The organism is Streptomyces sp. NPDC047042, assembly GCF_040644035.1.
Classification (GTDB): domain Bacteria; phylum Actinomycetota; class Actinomycetes; order Streptomycetales; family Streptomycetaceae; genus Streptomyces.
In genome coordinates this window covers 63,744-79,671 of sequence record NZ_JBEYVP010000008.1, presented here as the reverse complement: position 1 = coordinate 79,671, position 15,928 = coordinate 63,744, and the positions used below count along the sequence as shown (strand labels likewise).

The following is a 15,928-nucleotide window of genomic DNA, read 5'->3' as shown; positions in this document are numbered from 1 at the left end:
GTCTCAGCTGGTCGGTACTTTTAGTTTGTCCCAGCTTGTTTTGCCTGGGATTCCGTCTGCGGCCTTGCCCTTGTAGTTGAGTTTTTGTTGCCAGGCCGCGTAGGACTTGCGGTCGGCCTCGGTCCATTCGGGGCCGGGGCCTGTTTCGTAGCGGCCGCAGCCTTCGGCCACCAGGCGGCGGCCCATGCGGGTGATCAGCGGGGACTTCTGGCCCACGTGGAAGAAGCCGGCTCCGGGGAACGGGACGTAGGACGGTTTGGGCGGTGTCGGGGCGGGTTCGGTGTCCTTGCCGCCTCCGGCGCCTGCGAGGCGTTGGCGGATGCGGGCCCGCATGCTGTCCATGGTGAAACCGCGCGGGTCCACCTTGCCCGGCTGCCATTCCTTGTGGCCGATGACCGAGCGCTCGCTCCAGCCGTGGTAGCGGCAGATCGCGGCGGACACCTTCTCGATGGCCTCCTTCTGGACCTCGGGCCAGGGGTCCGTGCCATTGCCCAGGTTGACGCACTCGAAGCCGTAGAAGTGGCGGTTGCCGTCGGTGTCGGCCTCGTTGTCGACGGGCAGCTTCGACTCGTTGATCACTGCGCGCAGGACGTCGTTGTCGCCGAGGCCCGCGTGGTTGGCTCTGCCGTTGCCGACGAGGTGGATGTGGCCCTGTTTGTCGATGACACCGTGGCAGAGGGGGCCGGGCAGGTTGGCGTGGCCGTCGTAGCAGAGGGCGACGGAGTTGTTGGTGCCGGAGGTCACGGTGTGGTGGATCATCACGCCGTTGACCGGGCCCCATGGACCCTTCGCGTTGCGGTTGTGGTTGCGCCAGTTGCGGACCTCGTGGACCGTCAGGCCCTCCGCGCGCAGGATCTCCAGCAGCTTGGACGCGCTCAGCGGCTTCGCCATTACTTCTCTCCCTCCACTGCTGCCTCCGCTTCCGCGGTCGTCTGGGACCTCCCGTGGGAGGGGTCGGTGTCCGCCGTCTGTTCCTCCCGGCGGGCCTGGGCCTCCGTCGCGAGGGCCGCGTCGTCGGCCGCCGGGATGCTGCTCGCCGCCCACCCGAAGGCGCGGCGCAGGTCCACGGTGCTGCCCTCGCCCTGGACGAGGGCCAGCGGGGCGAAGGAGCGGGCGATGCCGGCGGGCGCCTGGAGGAGGGGGCGGCGGGCCTGGTCGTGGGGCCATTCGACGCTGCCGGTGGCGGTGCGGGCGGGGACGAGCCAGTGGTCGCCGGTCGTGTAGGCGGCGCCCTTGGCGAAGTAGACCTCGATGCCGTCCTCCAGGGGCAGCCACTCCCCCTCCGTCACCGGCACGGCTCCGTTGCGAAGGGTTGTCGTGCGGCCCTTGCGCCGGGGGCCCTCGTGGTGGTCCCAGCGGCGGAGGAACGGGTTGAGGCCGGGCAGGCGGCCCACGCCCGGCTCCGGTTCGGCGGACAGGCGGACCCGGCGGCCGGGCAGGTCCAGTTCCTCGACCCGGAGCAGGGGCAGGGGTTCGAGGCGCGAGGAGTACGCGGTGTCCGTGAACTCGACGCGGTCGCCGACGTCCAGGTCGAGCTTGGCGTCGTGGCCGAGGGACGCCAACTGGACCCACGTACCGTCGAGTTCGTCGACCGGGAAGACGACGGAGCCGTTCTCCCGGGACCACTTGAACGAGGCGTCCTTCGCCTCCCCTCCGTCGTGGATCTCGACGCGGTACAGCTGGTTCTCGAGGCCCCGGTAGCGGGCGTCCGGCCTGACCAGGCAGGGGTCCTCGTCGGCGTGGTCGGGGCGTTCGCTGCGGGCGGCGAGGCGGGCCGTGGGCGTGGACTGCTTCAGGGCCCACCGGTCGAACGCGTCGCTGACGGCGGCCTTGGACGGCTCGCTCTCCTCGATGTCCAGCGCGGCCAGCGACAGCGGCAGCACCTGCCATACGACCTTCACGCGGGCCGCGGTGTCGGGCAGGGCCGCGCCGAGGGCGACCTCGCGCAGCGCCGGGTCCTCGGCGGCCGTCACCGAGCGCTCCCACACCTTCAGGTAGACGAGGAACGGCGACTGGGCGGGCGAGGGCAGGCGGTCGGCGGGCTTCTCCGGGTCGCGGAAGCCGTCGGGCTGGTCCCAGTAGGTCCAGTACGCGGGCGGCTCGGCGCCGCTGTCCGGGTCCGGCTCCTGGGTCTCCTCGTCGTCGGCCGGTACAGGCGTTCCGGGGGCCGGGCGGTCGGCGTCGAGGAGGATGCCGTCGACGTAGTACCGGCCGCCGTGGATGAAGAGGGTGTCGATGTCGTGCCGGCCGCCCACGTACTCCACCCGGAAGCCGGCCGAGCCGATCGGCCCGCCGTGCGGTCCGATGAGGTCGGCGGCGAGGGTGCGGGCCTGGTGGAGCTGGATGGCGGCCTGTTCGTTGGCGTCGGCGTCGAGCTGGACGCGGCCCTGCTGGGCGATGACCGCGGAGTAGTGGCGGTCCGGGCGGAAGGTGAGTCGGGAGAGATCGGCGTGCATGAAGGGGGTCCCCCAGGGTCGATAAGTGTGCGGGTTCGCGGGGTCTGGCGGGTGCCTCGGTGGCTGGTGGCCGGCGGCTCAGGTCACGAAGAAGATCCCCGCGTCCGTTCCGGCGGGCGTGTACTCGGCGAGCCGGGCGCGCAGTCCGTCCTCGCGCTGCGGGCGGTACAGGTCGTGGAAGGCGCCGAGTTCGGCTCCGTCGTCGGCGCCGCGCCTGATCTCCTCGGCCGTCCGGTCGGCCAACTGCCCGTACCAGGGCGTCCCGTAGCGCTGGGAGGCGAACAACGGCCGTACACGGGCGGCTTGTTCGGGTCCGGCCAGGTCCGGCTGGCAGCGGTACCGGCGCGGGGTACGGGACCCGGTGGGGACGTACGAGTGGCGCAGGCAGCCGATGCCGCGGCGGGCCACGTGCAGTCGGCCGGTGAAGAGGGAGTTCTCGGCGATGCGTACCGCGTGGGTGTGGATCTCGCCGATGACGGTGGTGCGGTGGAGGTGGAGTACGGCGTGCGCGTGACGGCAGTCGGGGGCGGAGAGGGCCTCGCGGGTGTCGTCGGTGGCGTCGAGGACGCTGTCGCGGAGGTGGATGTCGAGGGGGTCCTCGCTCACCTCGTCGCCGATGACCTCGATGGTGCCGAGGACGCTGTGCTCGATCTGCAGGCAGGCGGTGGTGCGTTCGAGGACGATGCTCGGTTCGTCGGGCGAGTGCGGGTCGCACTCCGGCTGCAGCGACCAGCCGGGGACGAGGGTGGAGTGCCGCAGGACGACCGCGCCCATGGGGCCGGTGACGTTGATGCCCCGGCCGGCGACGAGGAGTCCGTCGAGGGTGATCCTTGGGCGCTCGTGCGGGGCGCAGTCGTCCGCCACGGCACGGATGTTGAGGGCGTCGGGGCGATTGCTGTACCAGTCGAGGAGGCGGATCACCGGGCGGGTGCCTTCGGCGGCGCGGAGTTCTAGGCGGTCGCCGGGGTCGAGGTCGAAGTCCAGCTGTTCCTGGTAGGCGCCGCTGTGGGTGATCTCGATGATGCCCTCGGGGCCGGTGCGGTCCGCCCTGCGGTCGTGCTGCCAGGCGCGGTAGGCGTCCATGATCTGGCGGTACGGCTGTCCGGGGCCGACCCGGTAGAAGGCGGCGTCGGGGCGGTCCTCGCGGTCGGCCCGTTCGTACTCGCCGCCGCCCATGTCGGCGCCGAACGCGTAGTGGTGGTCGACCCAGACGCCCTGGCGGGGTGCGGAGCGGGCGCCGAACGCGATCCGGCCCAGTTCGGGGTCGACGGCGACCTGGCCGCGCTTCGGGCGGTAGCGCCAGTCGGACAGGTCGGTGACCACGATGTCCGACGGGGGGACGGGCTTGTCCTCGCCGTCGCGCCGGATCACGAAGCTCTTGCCGGGGCCGTAGTAGTCGGCGAGGCGGTCGTGCAGGAGCCGGCGGGTGATGAACGCCGGCAGGTTGTCGACGGCGGCCAGGTGGGCCGGGGACGGTTCCGGGACCGGCTTGGTGACCAGGGGGCTGTCGTTGCCGAGGATGGAGAAGGTGTAGAGGTTGCGGGCGCGGTCCACGCAGTACGCCGGGGACCGGGTCAGCGAGTACGCCTTGAGTCGCCAGACGAAGAGACCGACTCCGGCGGGGGTCCGACCGCCTTGCGTGCGGCGGGAGTTGGCGCTGCGGACGTCGACCGTGCGGGCCGCCGTCTCGAAGGGGCCGCCGGCCAGGGCGAGCGCGGAGCTGTTCCGGAGGTCGAGGAGTTGGCCCCTTCCCGTGTCCCGGTGGAGCTTGACCGACTGGTTGTGGGCGACCAGGCGCGACAGTTCGACGGCGCGCGCGGGCCAGTCGGCGACCTGTTCGGAGATCTCCTCCAGGAGGTGCAGGGTGCCCTTGCGGCGGCGGTTCGCGACGGTGGCGGCCACATCGGCGCGCGGGGCGATCGCCTCGGCGAGCGCGGCCCGGCCCCCGTCGTGCAGGCCGGTGGTGAGGACCCGCTCATAGCCGGGGAGCGTGCGGTAGCCGACCAGGTCACCGAGGTACGGGAGCACCCAGGGGGCCGCCGTCTCGACGAACAGGTCCTCGTAGCCCTGCTCGACGCCGTCGCGTACGCGGTCGAGCTGCTCGGCGATCACCGCGAGGAGCGCGCGCAGCGGTTCGCCCTCCTCGGCGTCGCGCAGCAGGTACCAGCGGGGCAGAAGGGCGGCGAGGCCGTCGGGCTGCCGGGCGCTGCCCTGGGTGGTGCTCTCGAACTGGACGTCCGGCGGGTGCGCGGCCATCACTTGACCTCCGTGAGTATCAGGGTGTCCGCGGCGCGCGGGGACAGCAGGGCGAGCTGGGCGGGGCGGATGCCGCGGAAGACGTACACCGTGCGGCCCTTGGCGAGGCGCCGGGTGTCGGTGATGTCGGGGTTGAGGCGCAGGAGTTCGGGAAGCGGGACACCGTGGCGGGCGCAGACCGAGGAAAGCGTCTCGCCGTCCGCGTCGCGCACCGTGTGCGTCCGCTCCTCGTACGTCGCCGGGTGCGCCGGTACCGAGGGCCTCGGCGTGCCCGGGTGGGCGAGCAGCTCGGTGAGCCGGTCGGGGGTGGCGGAGGCGGGGACGCCGGTGAAGACGTCGACGTCGATGTAGTCGACGCCGGGCACGGTGTGGGCCGTGGCGAGGACCTCGGAGAGGCGGGCCGGGCGGCCCAACTCCCGTCCCTCGAAGCCGAGTCGCCGCAGAAGTGCCTGCCGCAGGCGGGGTTCGACGAGTTCCCAGGCGTGGTCGGGGGCGGCCTTGACCCTCGCGGCGACGAGCAGGAGGACGAGTTCACGGACGTCGACGCGGACGGGGAGGTTCGGGTCGCCGTACTCGGTGAGGGCACCGCGCAGGGAGCGCAGGGTCTCGGAGTCCTCGGCGATCGGGACGTCGTCCGTTCCCGCGATGGTGACGTGCAGCAACCGCCTTCGCCCGTCGAAGAGTTCGCGGGCCACCGCGCGGCCGATTCCGGCTCGGGAGCGGGTGAAGTCCTCGTAGTCGGTGTCGGAGACCAGTCGGTCGAGGGCGGATACGGCGAGCGGGGCGGTACTGCGGGTCAGGCCGGGTCCGTCCGCGTCGGAACCTCCGGTGGCGGGGCGGGGGTTGGTGACCTGGCTGACGCCGAGCGGCCGGGTGAGGGGCTGGGTGATCCGGTTCGCGGCCGTGTTGGCGGCCCTGCCGGTGCCGAAGCGGTAGCGGGCGCGGACGTTCTCGTGGCCGGTGGGCAGCCGGGCGCCATTGACGCCGTCGCCGAAGGTCACCGTCGTACGGCCGTCGGAGGTGGTGCCGGTGATGTAGACGCGGTCGCGGGGGCCGCGTCCGGCGAGGCTGTCGACCTCGTGCCAGCGCAGGCCGTCGACGCTGATCTCCAGGACCGGGGTGGCGCCGAGGGGGTTGTCGTCGGCGAGCCAGGTGAGCGGGGACTGCCAGAGCGCGAAGGTCTGGTTGACGCGGTCGGAGTCGCCGCTGCCGATGGCCTCGTCGCGGCTTTCGCCGTGTGTCGCCTCGACGACGTTGCCGAGGACGCGGACGGTGTCCCGGCGGTAGCGGTGGGCGAGGTCGGCGGTCAGGGTGAGCCTGGTGTGGACGTGGTCGCCGGGCAGCCGGGGATCGACGGCCGGGTCGGCGGCGGCGAGGGTGACGACCTCGGTGGCCTGGACGCCTGCCGTGCCGGGGATGTCGGTGCGTTCGCCGGTGACGATCAGGGTGCGGCCGGGCCGCAACCCGTCGTACAGCAGGGCGAGTTCGATCTCCTTGCCGTGCACGTCCTCGCCGAGGGGTTCGTCGGCGAGGCGCAGGGGTTCGCCGGCCGCGTGCACGGTGGTGTCGCGGATGTGCGAGAGCAGAACGTCGAACTCGTCCAACCAGGGCTCGGCGAGGGTGAGTTCGGTGCCTCGGCCGGTGATGCCGTAGTTGGTGTAGGCGGCCGTACGGGCGGCGACCACCTGAGTGGTGACGAAGGCGAGCTTCGGGTCGCCGGGAATCTTGCCCTGAACTCCCTTTGCGGGGCGCTGGATCGCGACCCAGCTGCCGACCGTGATGCCGGTGTGGACGGCCTCGAGCTGGAGGAGACGGCGGTTGACGGCCTGCGGTTTGCTCGCGATGACCACTTCGACGTTGGGCTCGGCGGAGCCCAGCGTGTAGCGCAGGCTGACCTCGTAGTCCCCGTGCGTGAACTGCTCGGTGACGCCCGGCCGCAGGGTGACCTCGTGGGTGGTCCCGTTGTGGATGCCGACGTGCACGAGTCCCTCGTCGTCGGGCCGCGACACGAACAGCGTGCGCTCGGGCAGCCCCGAGTGCAGCCGGGCGGTGACGCCGGGCTCCTGGGAGTCGGCGGGGCGCCGGGTGAGCCAGTTCAGGTCGCGGTCCTGGCCCGCGCGTACGGACAGGTCGACCTGCCCGGTTCCCAGCGGGAACGTGACGAACTGCGGGACGGGCAGGTTCTCGGCCCGCTGGTCGGAGCTGCTGCCCTCGACGTACTGGAACTCGGCCCTGACCGGGACCTTGCCGGCCGTGTCGTAGACGACGCGCATGCTGGTGAGTGCGGCGCCGGTGAGCGGCCAGTCGGCGGTACGGATGACCCGCCCCCGCTCGTCCTGGACCGGCTTGAGGGGTGCGGCGGCACCGAAGGGCGCAGTGGTCACACGCATCGCGAGCAGCTCGCGCAGCAACTGGGGTGTCGTACCGGGAGCAACGGTCCGCCAGGCCGGGTAGAGGCTCCCCAGCCCGGGATTGAGCGCGGACAACAGTCGAGCGGTATCACCCCCGGGCCGCCGGGCACCTTTTCCGCCGGGTACGGCCGACGTCTGGGTCCGCAAAGCGGGCAGAACAGCGGCCAGCGCCTGAAAAGCAGCGGTACGAGAATCTGACCTCAGGGGCGCGGGGAACTGCGCGACAAGCCCCAACGGCGCAGCACCCGCAGAACCACCTACAGCGGCACCCCCTTCATCACTCTGCACCGGCGCCAACTCCAGCGCACGTGAACCGAGTTCACCCAGCACCGCCTCCAACTGCTCGAACCACTCCGCCACCTCCTCGTACGGCGCAGCCAACACCTGCGCCTCCCCAAGCCGAGCGACAGGCTCGGCCAACCTCGCAGCGAACTGCTCCGGCGTCCGCACGCCGTCCAAATCCCCCCGGAGCGGCGCAAGCACCTGATCGTCGAAGTCCTCGATCAGCCGACTCACCGGACGCGGGTTGGGGACCTCCGGCGTCGGCGGCTCGTCACCGGGCTCCCCCGGGTTCTCGGGTTCCGCGGTCCACAGCCGGACCTCGTCGACGAGTTCCTTGAGGGTGGGCGGCGCCGACCTGGGCAGCGAGATCGCCGTGACGTCGTCGTCCCGGTCGATGCGCACCCGTGCGACGGGCAGCAACTTCCGCTCACCGCCCGCCTGTTCACCGAAGACGAAGAGCAACTGGTCGCCGACGCGCGGCGAGTTCGCGGTGCCTGCGACAAAGATCTGGGAGCGGCTCTCCAGGTCGTGCGGGGTGAGCAGGGAGGGACGCCGACGGCGGACGCCCAGCTCGTTCCAGTCCCAGCGGGCCGTCAGCTCACGGCTCGTCTCGAAGGTCTGCGACTGTTCGTCGGCGGACGCCGGCACGCTGTTGCTGCGCGCCCCGCGCGGGATCAGCACGGGCAGCGTCTCGGCGCGCGGGTCGCGTTCGAGGGTGTACGCGAGATGGGTGGCGGCGGCGACGCCGGGGCGCGGTCGGTGGCCGACGAGCCGCCCGAGCAGGACGAGTGAGCGGTGCTCATTGGCCGTACGGACATAGGCCTCGTCGGCGATCCGCTCGGAGTGGAAGGTGAGCATGTCCCCGAGGACGGCGGTGGCGTCGAGCAGGCCGATCGCCGGGTCGTCCGGGGTACGGACGGTGAGGCCTCCGAGGGCCGGGTACGCGGGTGAGGCGAGCCGGTCGAGGAGGGCGGCCCGGAAGTCGCCGTACTCGCCCACGCGGTAGTCGAGGGCGGTGCGGCCGGGCGGGTTGTGGAGCGGGGCCGGGGCGAGGCGCTCGTCGTGGCCGGTGCGGCAGGCGCCGCCGCAGCCGCAGTCGTCGGCGAAGCCGTCTGCGAAGTCGCCGCCCTGGACGGGTATGCCGGTGGTCATCGGGCACCTCCAACGGGCGTCAGGGATATCGCCAGGAGGCCGTTCTCCGGCCGGTCCGGGTCGTTGTCGCAGGTCGCGATCTCCAGCGGGCCGAGCCGCAGCACACCGTCCTCCCTCTCTCCTCGGTCCTGCTCGAACAGCCGCCGCAGTCGGGTGACTTGGACGCTTTCCACCCCGGGCACCGCGGCGGCGACGGCCACCAGGCGGCTGAGCCGTACCGGTTCGCCGAAGGTCAGGGCGTCCGGGTGGAAGAAGCCGAGCCGCCCGTCGGGCAGTCGGCCGGTGCCGAGTACGCGGTACAACTCGGCGAGGATCTGCCCGTGTTGGTGGCCGGGTGCGGCGCACACGGTCAGCGCGAGGTCCAGCGGTACGTGCCGGGCGGCGCCCACGACGAGGTCGTGGCCGATACGCCGGTACACCTCCAGGGCCTGGGCGACCGAGGTGAGCAGCTCGGGCGGGGGTGCGCCGGTGCCGTACGCGTCGATCGCGAGGTGGGCCTCCTGGGTGCTGCCGGTCCAGCGGATCTCGGCGGCGGCGCGCTGGACGCCGGGGAGGGCGGTGGCGAGGGCCGCGTAGTCGTCGGCGGTGACCGCGCGCAGGCGGGTGCGGCGCAGGTCGAGGGGGGCCAACTGGCGTACCTGGTCGATGGCTTCGGGCTCGGTGCCGCCGGTTGCGGGCAGCGGGTTGCGGACGACGGCGACGGGCGGTGACTCGCCGTTCCCTTGCGCTTCCTGGTGGTTGACGATCAGGTGGTTGATGGCCTCGGCGCCCACATTGCCTGCGGTGCCGCCGCCGAGGCGGTAGCGGGCGGCCAGGCGGGTGCCCGGGACGGGACGGGCGCCGTGCGTCCCGTCGCCGAAGCGGAGTGCGAGCCGTCCGTCGTCCTCCAGTTCACCGACGAAGTGCCGGTCCCGGGAGCCGCTGGAGAGCAGGTCGCGGCGCGGGTGCCAGGTGTGGTCGTCGGTCTGTTCCCGCAGGTGTACGGCGGGCAGGGCGCGGCGTGGGTCCTGGGTGAGGGCGGCGGTCGCGGAGCCGCGCAGCGCGGGCTCGTCCGGGTGCAGTCCGGCCGCGTACGCCGGGCCCCAACTGTGCGCGATCTCCCAGGCGATGTGCCCGTCGAGGACGGTTCCGGCGCGGGCCCGGGCCGTGAGGATCTCGATGCGGCGCAGCTTGCCGTCGAGCAACTCGTCGTTGCGGAACAGGAGTTCGCGCAGGGCGCGGACGGGGTGGCGGCGCAGCTCGAACCGCTCCAGCGCCTTCAGGCCGTACACGACGGCGAGTTCGGCGATCTCCTGCTCGTCGAGGCCGTCGCGGTCACGGGCGCTGCGCCACAGTTCGACGAGCCGCAGCCGTACGCGTTCGGGGATGGCGGCGATCCGCTCGGCCTGGCCGGCGGAGACGGTCGCCGGGTCGGGGAACGGTACCGCCTGGACGATGGGGGCCCGGCCGAGGACCGGTCGGAAGCGGGGTGCGATGCCGGGGTAGACGGACTGTGCGAGCAGGGTGCGCAGGGCGGCGGCCTGGGCGTACGCCGTGCCGGGCACCACCCGTTCGTGGCGCTGTCCGGCGCGTTCGAGACCGAGTCCGGCACGGTTGGTGGCGGCTTCGCCGAGTACGTCGAACAGTTCGCGGATGTCGTCGGGCGTCAGCGCCTCCCCGTTCTCCGTCTGGTCCGCGAGGGAGTTGACGAGGCGGGCGGGTGCGTTGCCCTCGGCTCGGTCTACGCAGCCGAAGGCGGGAGGGTCGCAGGCGGCCACGACTGCGGGCACGGGCGGCACGGTGAACGTCTCGGGAAGTCCTTCGCCCGGCAGGGAGCGGCCGTGGTCGACGAGGACGACGTTGCCGCGGGCCAGGGTGACGTCGTGGACCGGCAGGCAGTCACGTCCGCCGCGGGTGCTGAGGCACAGCGGGAAGCGCAGGGCGTCCTCGGCCGCCCAGGTGACCTCCAGGACCGGCTGGTCCTCGATGCGGTCGAGGGCGGGGGTGACGGAGGTGAGGCGGACGGCCTGGCGGTGGGCGGGGTCCGCGTCGCCGGGGGTGCCGGTGCGCGGGCCCTTCACCTCCTCCAGGACCAGCAAATCCCCAGCCCTGAGGCCGAGTTGCCGGTCCCGGCAGGTCTCGGGGTCCTGCCACTCGTCCCGCAGGGTCGCGGCGGTGGCGCCCTTCGGCAGGGCGTTCACCTCGCCGCCCCAGGTCCACAGCCGGATCGCGTTGTGGGCGACCCTCAGCTCCAACGGGTCGGCGGCCAGGACCGGTTCGAAGACCTCCACCGAGCCCCGCTCGTCGAGGTCGGCGAGTTCGTGGTCGTCGACGACGGTGCCGGGCTCGGGCCGGTCGTGCGGGTCGAGGGTGCGGACGTCGACGGAGGCGAAGCGGAACGTGCCGGGGGCGAGCGTGTGGTCGCCTGCGGTCTCGACGGTGACGTACGCGCGGGCCGTGCAGCCGTCGTGCATCGCGTAGTCGATGAGCCGGACGTGCCGGCGTACGGAGACGCGGCGGCGGGCGGTGTCGAGGTAGGCCTCGGTGGCGACCGCGTCCTGCCGGTAGCTGATCTGGTCGCCGGTGTACGCGAGGAGTTCGACGAGGGCCATGCCCAGGTCGGCGGGGTTGCGTTCCACCCAGTCGGGGGTGGTGAGCGCGAGCCGGTCGAGGAGGAGCTTGCGGATCGTGTCGTAGTCGCGGGCGGTGTAGTCGACGACGGGCGCGTCCGGGAAAACGGGCTGTGAGCCGCCCTGGTCCTCATCTCCCCTGCAGTCGAAGGGAGTTGGGCGGTCGGGACGGAAGGAGAAGAAGGCGCTGTGGTAGCGCTGGTCGAAGCCGCGGTAGGGCTGGGTGCCCGGGCGGTCGTACGGGTCGGTCTCGACGAGGGAGAGCCGGTAGCGGGAGGTGTCGCCCGCCTTGTCGAGGGTGACGTACAGCCGGTCGTCGAGCTCCGGGTCGTCCTCGCGCTCGACGCTCACATCGACGGCGGTGATGCCGGTGATGCGTCGGCCGCCGTCGATCCGGATGTTCTCGGGGCAGAGGCCGTGCGGGGCCTTGCCGAGGAAGGTGACGGTGAGCAGGAGCCCGTCGTCACTGACCTCGACGGCGTCAACTCCGTTGAGCTGGGCGGCCCTTACCTTGGCGCGGCGGGGAGCGGCGACGCTGCCGGTACCGCTGGTGTCGTCGGTGCTCATACGGCGGCCCGCCCTTCGAAGACGTCGTCGCGGCGGGCGCCCGTGGCACGCACGGCGTACGAGAGATGGACGCGGACGACGTTGTCCTCGCCGATCACATCGAGGGCCAGTACGTCGATGAGGTCGCCGAGCCAGCGCTGCAGCGAGGCCTGCACGGAGAGTTCGAGGGTGCTGATCAGCTCCGGGCTGCTGGGCGCGAAGACCAGGTCGAGGAGTCCGCAGCCGAAGTCGGGGCGCATCACACGCTCGCCGGGGCTGGTGAACAGGAGCTGTTCGATCAGGTCGTGGACGTGCTCGGCGTGACCCGCGTGCGCGGTGCGGCCACGCCGGTCGGCGTGGAAGGGGAAGGCGATGTCGCTGCGCGGGCGGGTGGCCCGGCTGGTCGCGCCGGGAGTGGTCGGGCGGCTCATCGGACGATGACCTTTCGCTGCGCGGCCTGGACGACGGGCGGTCCCTGGGGGACGAAGGCCGAGGTGAAGCACTGGGCCGCGGAGGTGTCGAGCAGCGCGGGCGCGCCGTCGACCAGGACGCCCGTGCTGTCGCCGGCCCAGCGGACCGAGACGCAGGGCGATGGCACACCGTCGACGGTGTGCGGGCAGCCGGTGACGACGACCGGGGCGTGCGCGGCCGTGACGACGGCGGCACCCGCGATCCGTACCCCGCCGGTGGATGTGGTGGCGGCGCTGACACGACCGCCGTGCGGGCAGCCGATCACTGCGCTCGCATCGAGCAGACTCCCGGACACTGTTCCTCGTCCCCCGTCTTCTATCGCTTCGAGAGCACGGTCAACTGGCCCTCGTTGATGATCACTTGGTCACCACTGAGCAGAACCTCGGCACCCGCGCCGTTCGCGATGACGATGACTCCCTGGGTGATGCGGATATAGGCGCCGCCCTGGGCCTGGAGGAGGATCCCCTGCTCGGCGCCGGGCGTGTCGTTCATGACGAGCTTGTGCGCGAGCGGTGTCTGCACGACGACGGGCTTGTGGGCCGCGTCGGCCGCCAGTTCGCGGCGCGCGTCGGGCGGCAGTTCGTCCGCGGTCCCCCACCAGCACCCGGTCCAGATGGGGAAACTGGGGTCCCCCTGCTCGAACTCGACCCACACCCCGGTGTCCTTCTGCGGCACCACGAACTGACCGGACTCGGGACCGGTGAACGGCAGACAGGGCAGCGCCCACGTCGACGGCTCGTCGCCGAGGACGTCCGGGACCTCGACCACGAGACGGCCGATGCGCAGGGGGTCGTTGTTGTCGACGACCCGGCCGCGGAACTTGCCGAGGTAGCGATTACTGGGTGCCGCCATGCTGAACTGCTCCTGGGGTGTGGACTGTTGCCGTTGAGATGTCTGGGGTCACGGCCGGACGTAGTCGCTCAGCGCCTCCAGTCCCTCCCGGGAGAGAGTGAAGTTCTGCTGGTACGAGCCCGGACGCAGGTTGTGGGTCACGGACTTGACGTAGTAGTCGCCGTCGTACGCCCGTCCCGAGCCGCGTACGCCGACGAGCTGGCGGGGCTGGAGGATGTAGCCGTGCCGGTTGACGTCGAGCGAGCCCGAGCCGGAGACGACGTCGGCGGAGACGGCGGCGCGGGCCAGCAACTCCGCCTCGGCCTCGGCCCGTTGCTGCTTGGCGGTGCCGGAGAGGGTGCGGCGCTTGAGGGCCGGGGTGGGCCGCTTGCCGAGCGGTGGGCGCAGGGGGCTGATGGGGGGCTGGGGCAGCAGCGTGGAGACCCGGGTCTCCGGGTCCTGCCAGCGGGCCTGGGGCTCCTCGCGCGCCGTACCGTCGTACGCGAATGTCAGCTGGTCCACGGTGGAGTTGGCGTCCATGTTGACGTTGAGGGCGTGCTGGCGGATGCCGAGGCGCACCTCGGGGCCCCAACGGGCGGAGGACTGGCCGGGGTTGGGGCCGGGCTCCAGATAGAAGGTGTAGCCGTTGAGGCGGGCGAGTTCGGTGACGTACTGGAGGTCGGTGCCGGTCTGGTAGTGGACGCGGAGGTCCTGGTGCGGTGGCTGGGCGATCTTCTCCGCGTAGACGTCGGGCCGGATGCCGTAGTCGGAGTAGCGGCGCAGGATGGCGAGGACGCGTTCGGAGGGCGGGAGGTTGGGGTAGCGGGCGGTGCGTTCCTCCAGGTCGAGGAGGAGGGTGAGGTCCTCGCCGGTGAGGGTGAGGGTGGAGTGGCCGGGCTGGTTGCTGGCGCCGACCTCGTGCCGGACGATCAGGCCGTCGAACAGGACGTCGGGGGTGCCCTTGACGGCGACGGTCACGATGATGCGGGTCTTGGGGTCGAAGAAGCCCTCGGGCAGGAGCCGTCGGCTGATGATGCCGTTCTTGGTGAGGTCGAAGGCCAGCTGGAATCCGCTGCGTTCGCCCGCGGTGGCGGTGATCTGGGCGGACAGCAGGGCCTGGGTGACCTCCGCGGGGACGGGCTGGACCAGCTTGGGCCCCATGAGGAGCGTGATGTGAACGGGGCCCTGCCCCACAGGCAGATCAAACACGCCGGTCACCTCGCGGCAGCCCGCCGAGGGTCGGTACGTCGATGACCCGGCCGGCCTCGGCGGTCAACTCCCGTGGGTCGAGTACGGGGTTGGCGTCGGCGAGCTGCCACCACTGGGCAGGGTCGCCGAAGTAGCGCTGGGCGAGGAGGTCGGGGCGCTCGCCGGCGCCGACGGTGTGGGGGTGCGTGTCGTCGTGGAGAGGGGGCAGCAACCGGCGCTTCACGTAACGGACTTCGGTGCCGTCGGCCTGACGGTGGATGCCGAGCTCGGCGTCGTGGTAGCGGCTGGTGCGCGGATAGGGATGGGCGCCCGGGATGGCGTCCAGGGCGTTCTCGTACGGTTCGATGTCGGCCATGGTGGTTCCCTCAGCCCCTTCCGCTGAACGCGCCGAAGCCGCTGCCGGCGGTGCCTGCACCGCCTGCACTGCCGCCGATGCCGCTGAGCCCGAGCGCCCCGAGGCTTCCGCCCCGGGCGGCGGCCGCGAGTTGTTCCTTCTGCGCGAGGTGGGCCATGTAGAGGTCGGCGCCGCGATGCCCGGCGGGCAGGTCGCTGACGGTGAGGATCTTCATGCCGATGCCGAGGGAGGCGCGGATCGGGTTGAGGTTCACGTCGAAGGCGGACTCGTTGACGGAGAGTTCGGTCAGCCGCACGGGCATGACGCGCTTGCTCCCCCAGGTGAAGAGGGTCAACGGCATCTCGATCGGGCTGATCTCGATGGTCCCGCTCTGCGCGAGACGGCCGGCGGCGCGGAGCTGGGCGGTGGTGGGCTGCACCAGCATTTCGAGGGTGGCGAGTTGGGGGTGAATACCGTCGGGCGCGGCGATCTCCAACTGATCGGTGGCATCGATCTCGGCGGTGAACTTCCAGGTCTCCTGAGCGGGCCCTTTGAGCCGCAGGGCTTCGTTCTTGTCCCCGCCACCGGCTCCGCCGCCCCCTCCGGAGTCGGCGCTGTCGCCGGCGGTCTGGGGGGCGACGCTTCGCTCCAGGGTGTCGGGGTTGAACTGGAGGACGATGATGCGTTGGGGGGTGCCGGTGTCGGAGTTGACTACGACTATTCCGGAGCGGATGGGTTTGGGGATGTCGGGGTAGCGGGTCACAAAACTCACTCCTTAGGGATTCACCAGTTACACGGAATCGTCAACGCTATCTCCCTACATTCCGGCAGCTTCGTACGCCCGCAGCACGATGGCGGCCCTGGCTCGCACCTGCTCCTCTGGGTCGTCCGCCTTGATCTCGATCAATAGAGGTTTGAATTCCCGCCATTCCACGTAAGCGATCGACGAAACAGCAATGTCTCGGACGCGATATTCGTCATTCTGACGCGCAGCCTTTCTGAAGGCCTCGAAGAATTCTTGGTCGAAGTCTCGCGGCGCACCGAACCCCACACGCACGAGGGCCTGGGCGAGCCGTTGAGGATTATCCTCGCTCGTGATTGCGCGCAACAGATCGGAGACATCCTCGATTTCATCCTGCAGGTCGTCATCCATCTGCCGCATGACCCGCTCTGCAAGTTCGGGATCGTGACCGACGGCAACGATGCAGCAGTCGTTCGAGATATGACTCTCCAGATAGCCGAGTACTACCTGCTTGGTCACCCCCCAGTTGACCTCACGTCCCTTGGCTTTGTCGAAGTCCCGATCGGCTTCGTACACGACAGGCCAGCCATACGACTGCGCCAACTCGTTGATTTCGTCGGCCATCGGAC

At 71.4% G+C, this 15,928-nt stretch carries 12 protein-coding genes; all 12 read right to left on the bottom strand.

Annotated features, from left to right (window positions below; genetic code table 11):
• Positions 1–3 precede the first annotated feature (3 nt).
• Positions 4–891, bottom strand: coding sequence for a peptidoglycan-binding protein (locus tag ABZ855_RS10950; RefSeq protein ID WP_360804390.1), 888 nt, complete (start codon positions 889–891; stop codon positions 4–6).
• The gene (locus tag ABZ855_RS10945; protein ID WP_360804387.1) at positions 891–2,456 is read right to left on the bottom strand and encodes a DUF6519 domain-containing protein; all 1,566 of its coding nucleotides are present in this window, start codon (positions 2,454–2,456) and stop codon (positions 891–893) included. The genes ABZ855_RS10950 and ABZ855_RS10945 overlap by 1 nt, the downstream gene beginning before the upstream one ends.
• Before the next feature lie 78 nt (positions 2,457–2,534).
• On the bottom strand, positions 2,535–4,712 hold the full coding sequence (locus ABZ855_RS10940) for a hypothetical protein (protein WP_360804384.1): 2,178 nt from the start codon (positions 4,710–4,712) through the stop codon (positions 2,535–2,537).
• Positions 4,712–8,557 carry a putative baseplate assembly protein gene (locus tag ABZ855_RS10935; RefSeq protein ID WP_360804381.1) on the bottom strand — a complete coding sequence of 1,282 codons (3,846 nt, stop codon included), beginning with the start codon at positions 8,555–8,557 and terminating at the stop codon, positions 4,712–4,714. Before ABZ855_RS10935 ends, ABZ855_RS10940 begins: the two co-directional genes overlap by 1 nt.
• On the bottom strand, positions 8,554–11,733 hold the full coding sequence (locus ABZ855_RS10930) for a putative baseplate assembly protein (RefSeq protein WP_360804378.1): 3,180 nt from the start codon (positions 11,731–11,733) through the stop codon (positions 8,554–8,556). Before ABZ855_RS10930 ends, ABZ855_RS10935 begins: the two co-directional genes overlap by 4 nt.
• The gene (locus tag ABZ855_RS10925; protein ID WP_360804375.1) at positions 11,730–12,143 is read right to left on the bottom strand and encodes a GPW/gp25 family protein; all 414 of its coding nucleotides are present in this window, start codon (positions 12,141–12,143) and stop codon (positions 11,730–11,732) included. The genes ABZ855_RS10930 and ABZ855_RS10925 overlap by 4 nt, the downstream gene beginning before the upstream one ends.
• Complete coding sequence (locus ABZ855_RS10920) at positions 12,140–12,478, bottom strand: hypothetical protein (RefSeq protein ID WP_360804372.1); 339 nt, start codon at positions 12,476–12,478, stop codon at positions 12,140–12,142. The genes ABZ855_RS10925 and ABZ855_RS10920 overlap by 4 nt, the downstream gene beginning before the upstream one ends.
• Positions 12,479–12,498: 20 nt before the next feature.
• The gene (locus tag ABZ855_RS10915; RefSeq protein WP_360804369.1) at positions 12,499–13,035 is read right to left on the bottom strand and encodes a phage baseplate assembly protein V; all 537 of its coding nucleotides are present in this window, start codon (positions 13,033–13,035) and stop codon (positions 12,499–12,501) included.
• 48 nt (positions 13,036–13,083) lie between these two features.
• Complete coding sequence (locus ABZ855_RS10910) at positions 13,084–14,223, bottom strand: hypothetical protein (protein ID WP_360804366.1); 1,140 nt, start codon at positions 14,221–14,223, stop codon at positions 13,084–13,086.
• Positions 14,216–14,578 (bottom strand): hypothetical protein, encoded by a 363-nt coding sequence (locus tag ABZ855_RS10905; RefSeq protein WP_360804363.1) that lies wholly within the window; start codon positions 14,576–14,578, stop codon positions 14,216–14,218. The genes ABZ855_RS10910 and ABZ855_RS10905 overlap by 8 nt, the downstream gene beginning before the upstream one ends.
• 10 nt (positions 14,579–14,588) lie before the next feature.
• Positions 14,589–15,320, bottom strand: a complete 732-nt coding sequence (locus tag ABZ855_RS10900) for a hypothetical protein (protein ID WP_360804360.1) — start codon at positions 15,318–15,320, stop codon at positions 14,589–14,591.
• 54 nt (positions 15,321–15,374) lie between these two features.
• Positions 15,375–15,923, bottom strand: a complete 549-nt coding sequence (locus ABZ855_RS10895; protein ID WP_360804357.1) for a hypothetical protein — start codon at positions 15,921–15,923, stop codon at positions 15,375–15,377.
• Positions 15,924–15,928: the final 5 nt, after the last annotated feature.

Excerpts from the sequence above, each read along its gene's own strand:
- ABZ855_RS10930 (WP_360804378.1), bottom strand. The coding sequence starts at position 11,733 with ATGAGCACCGACGACACCAGCGGTACCGGCAGCGTCGCCGCTCCCCGC.
- ABZ855_RS10895 (WP_360804357.1), bottom strand. The coding sequence starts at position 15,923 with ATGGCCGACGAAATCAACGAGTTGGCGCAGTCGTATGGCTGGCCTGTC.
- ABZ855_RS10935 (WP_360804381.1), bottom strand. The coding sequence starts at position 8,557 with ATGACCACCGGCATACCCGTCCAGGGCGGCGACTTCGCAGACGGCTTC.
- ABZ855_RS10945 (WP_360804387.1), bottom strand. The coding sequence starts at position 2,456 with ATGCACGCCGATCTCTCCCGACTCACCTTCCGCCCGGACCGCCACTAC.
- ABZ855_RS10905 (WP_360804363.1), bottom strand. The coding sequence starts at position 14,578 with ATGGCCGACATCGAACCGTACGAGAACGCCCTGGACGCCATCCCGGGC.
- ABZ855_RS10940 (WP_360804384.1), bottom strand. The coding sequence starts at position 4,712 with ATGGCCGCGCACCCGCCGGACGTCCAGTTCGAGAGCACCACCCAGGGC.
- ABZ855_RS10950 (WP_360804390.1), bottom strand. The coding sequence starts at position 891 with ATGGCGAAGCCGCTGAGCGCGTCCAAGCTGCTGGAGATCCTGCGCGCG.
- ABZ855_RS10915 (WP_360804369.1), bottom strand. The coding sequence starts at position 13,035 with ATGGCGGCACCCAGTAATCGCTACCTCGGCAAGTTCCGCGGCCGGGTC.
- ABZ855_RS10925 (WP_360804375.1), bottom strand. The coding sequence starts at position 12,143 with ATGAGCCGCCCGACCACTCCCGGCGCGACCAGCCGGGCCACCCGCCCG.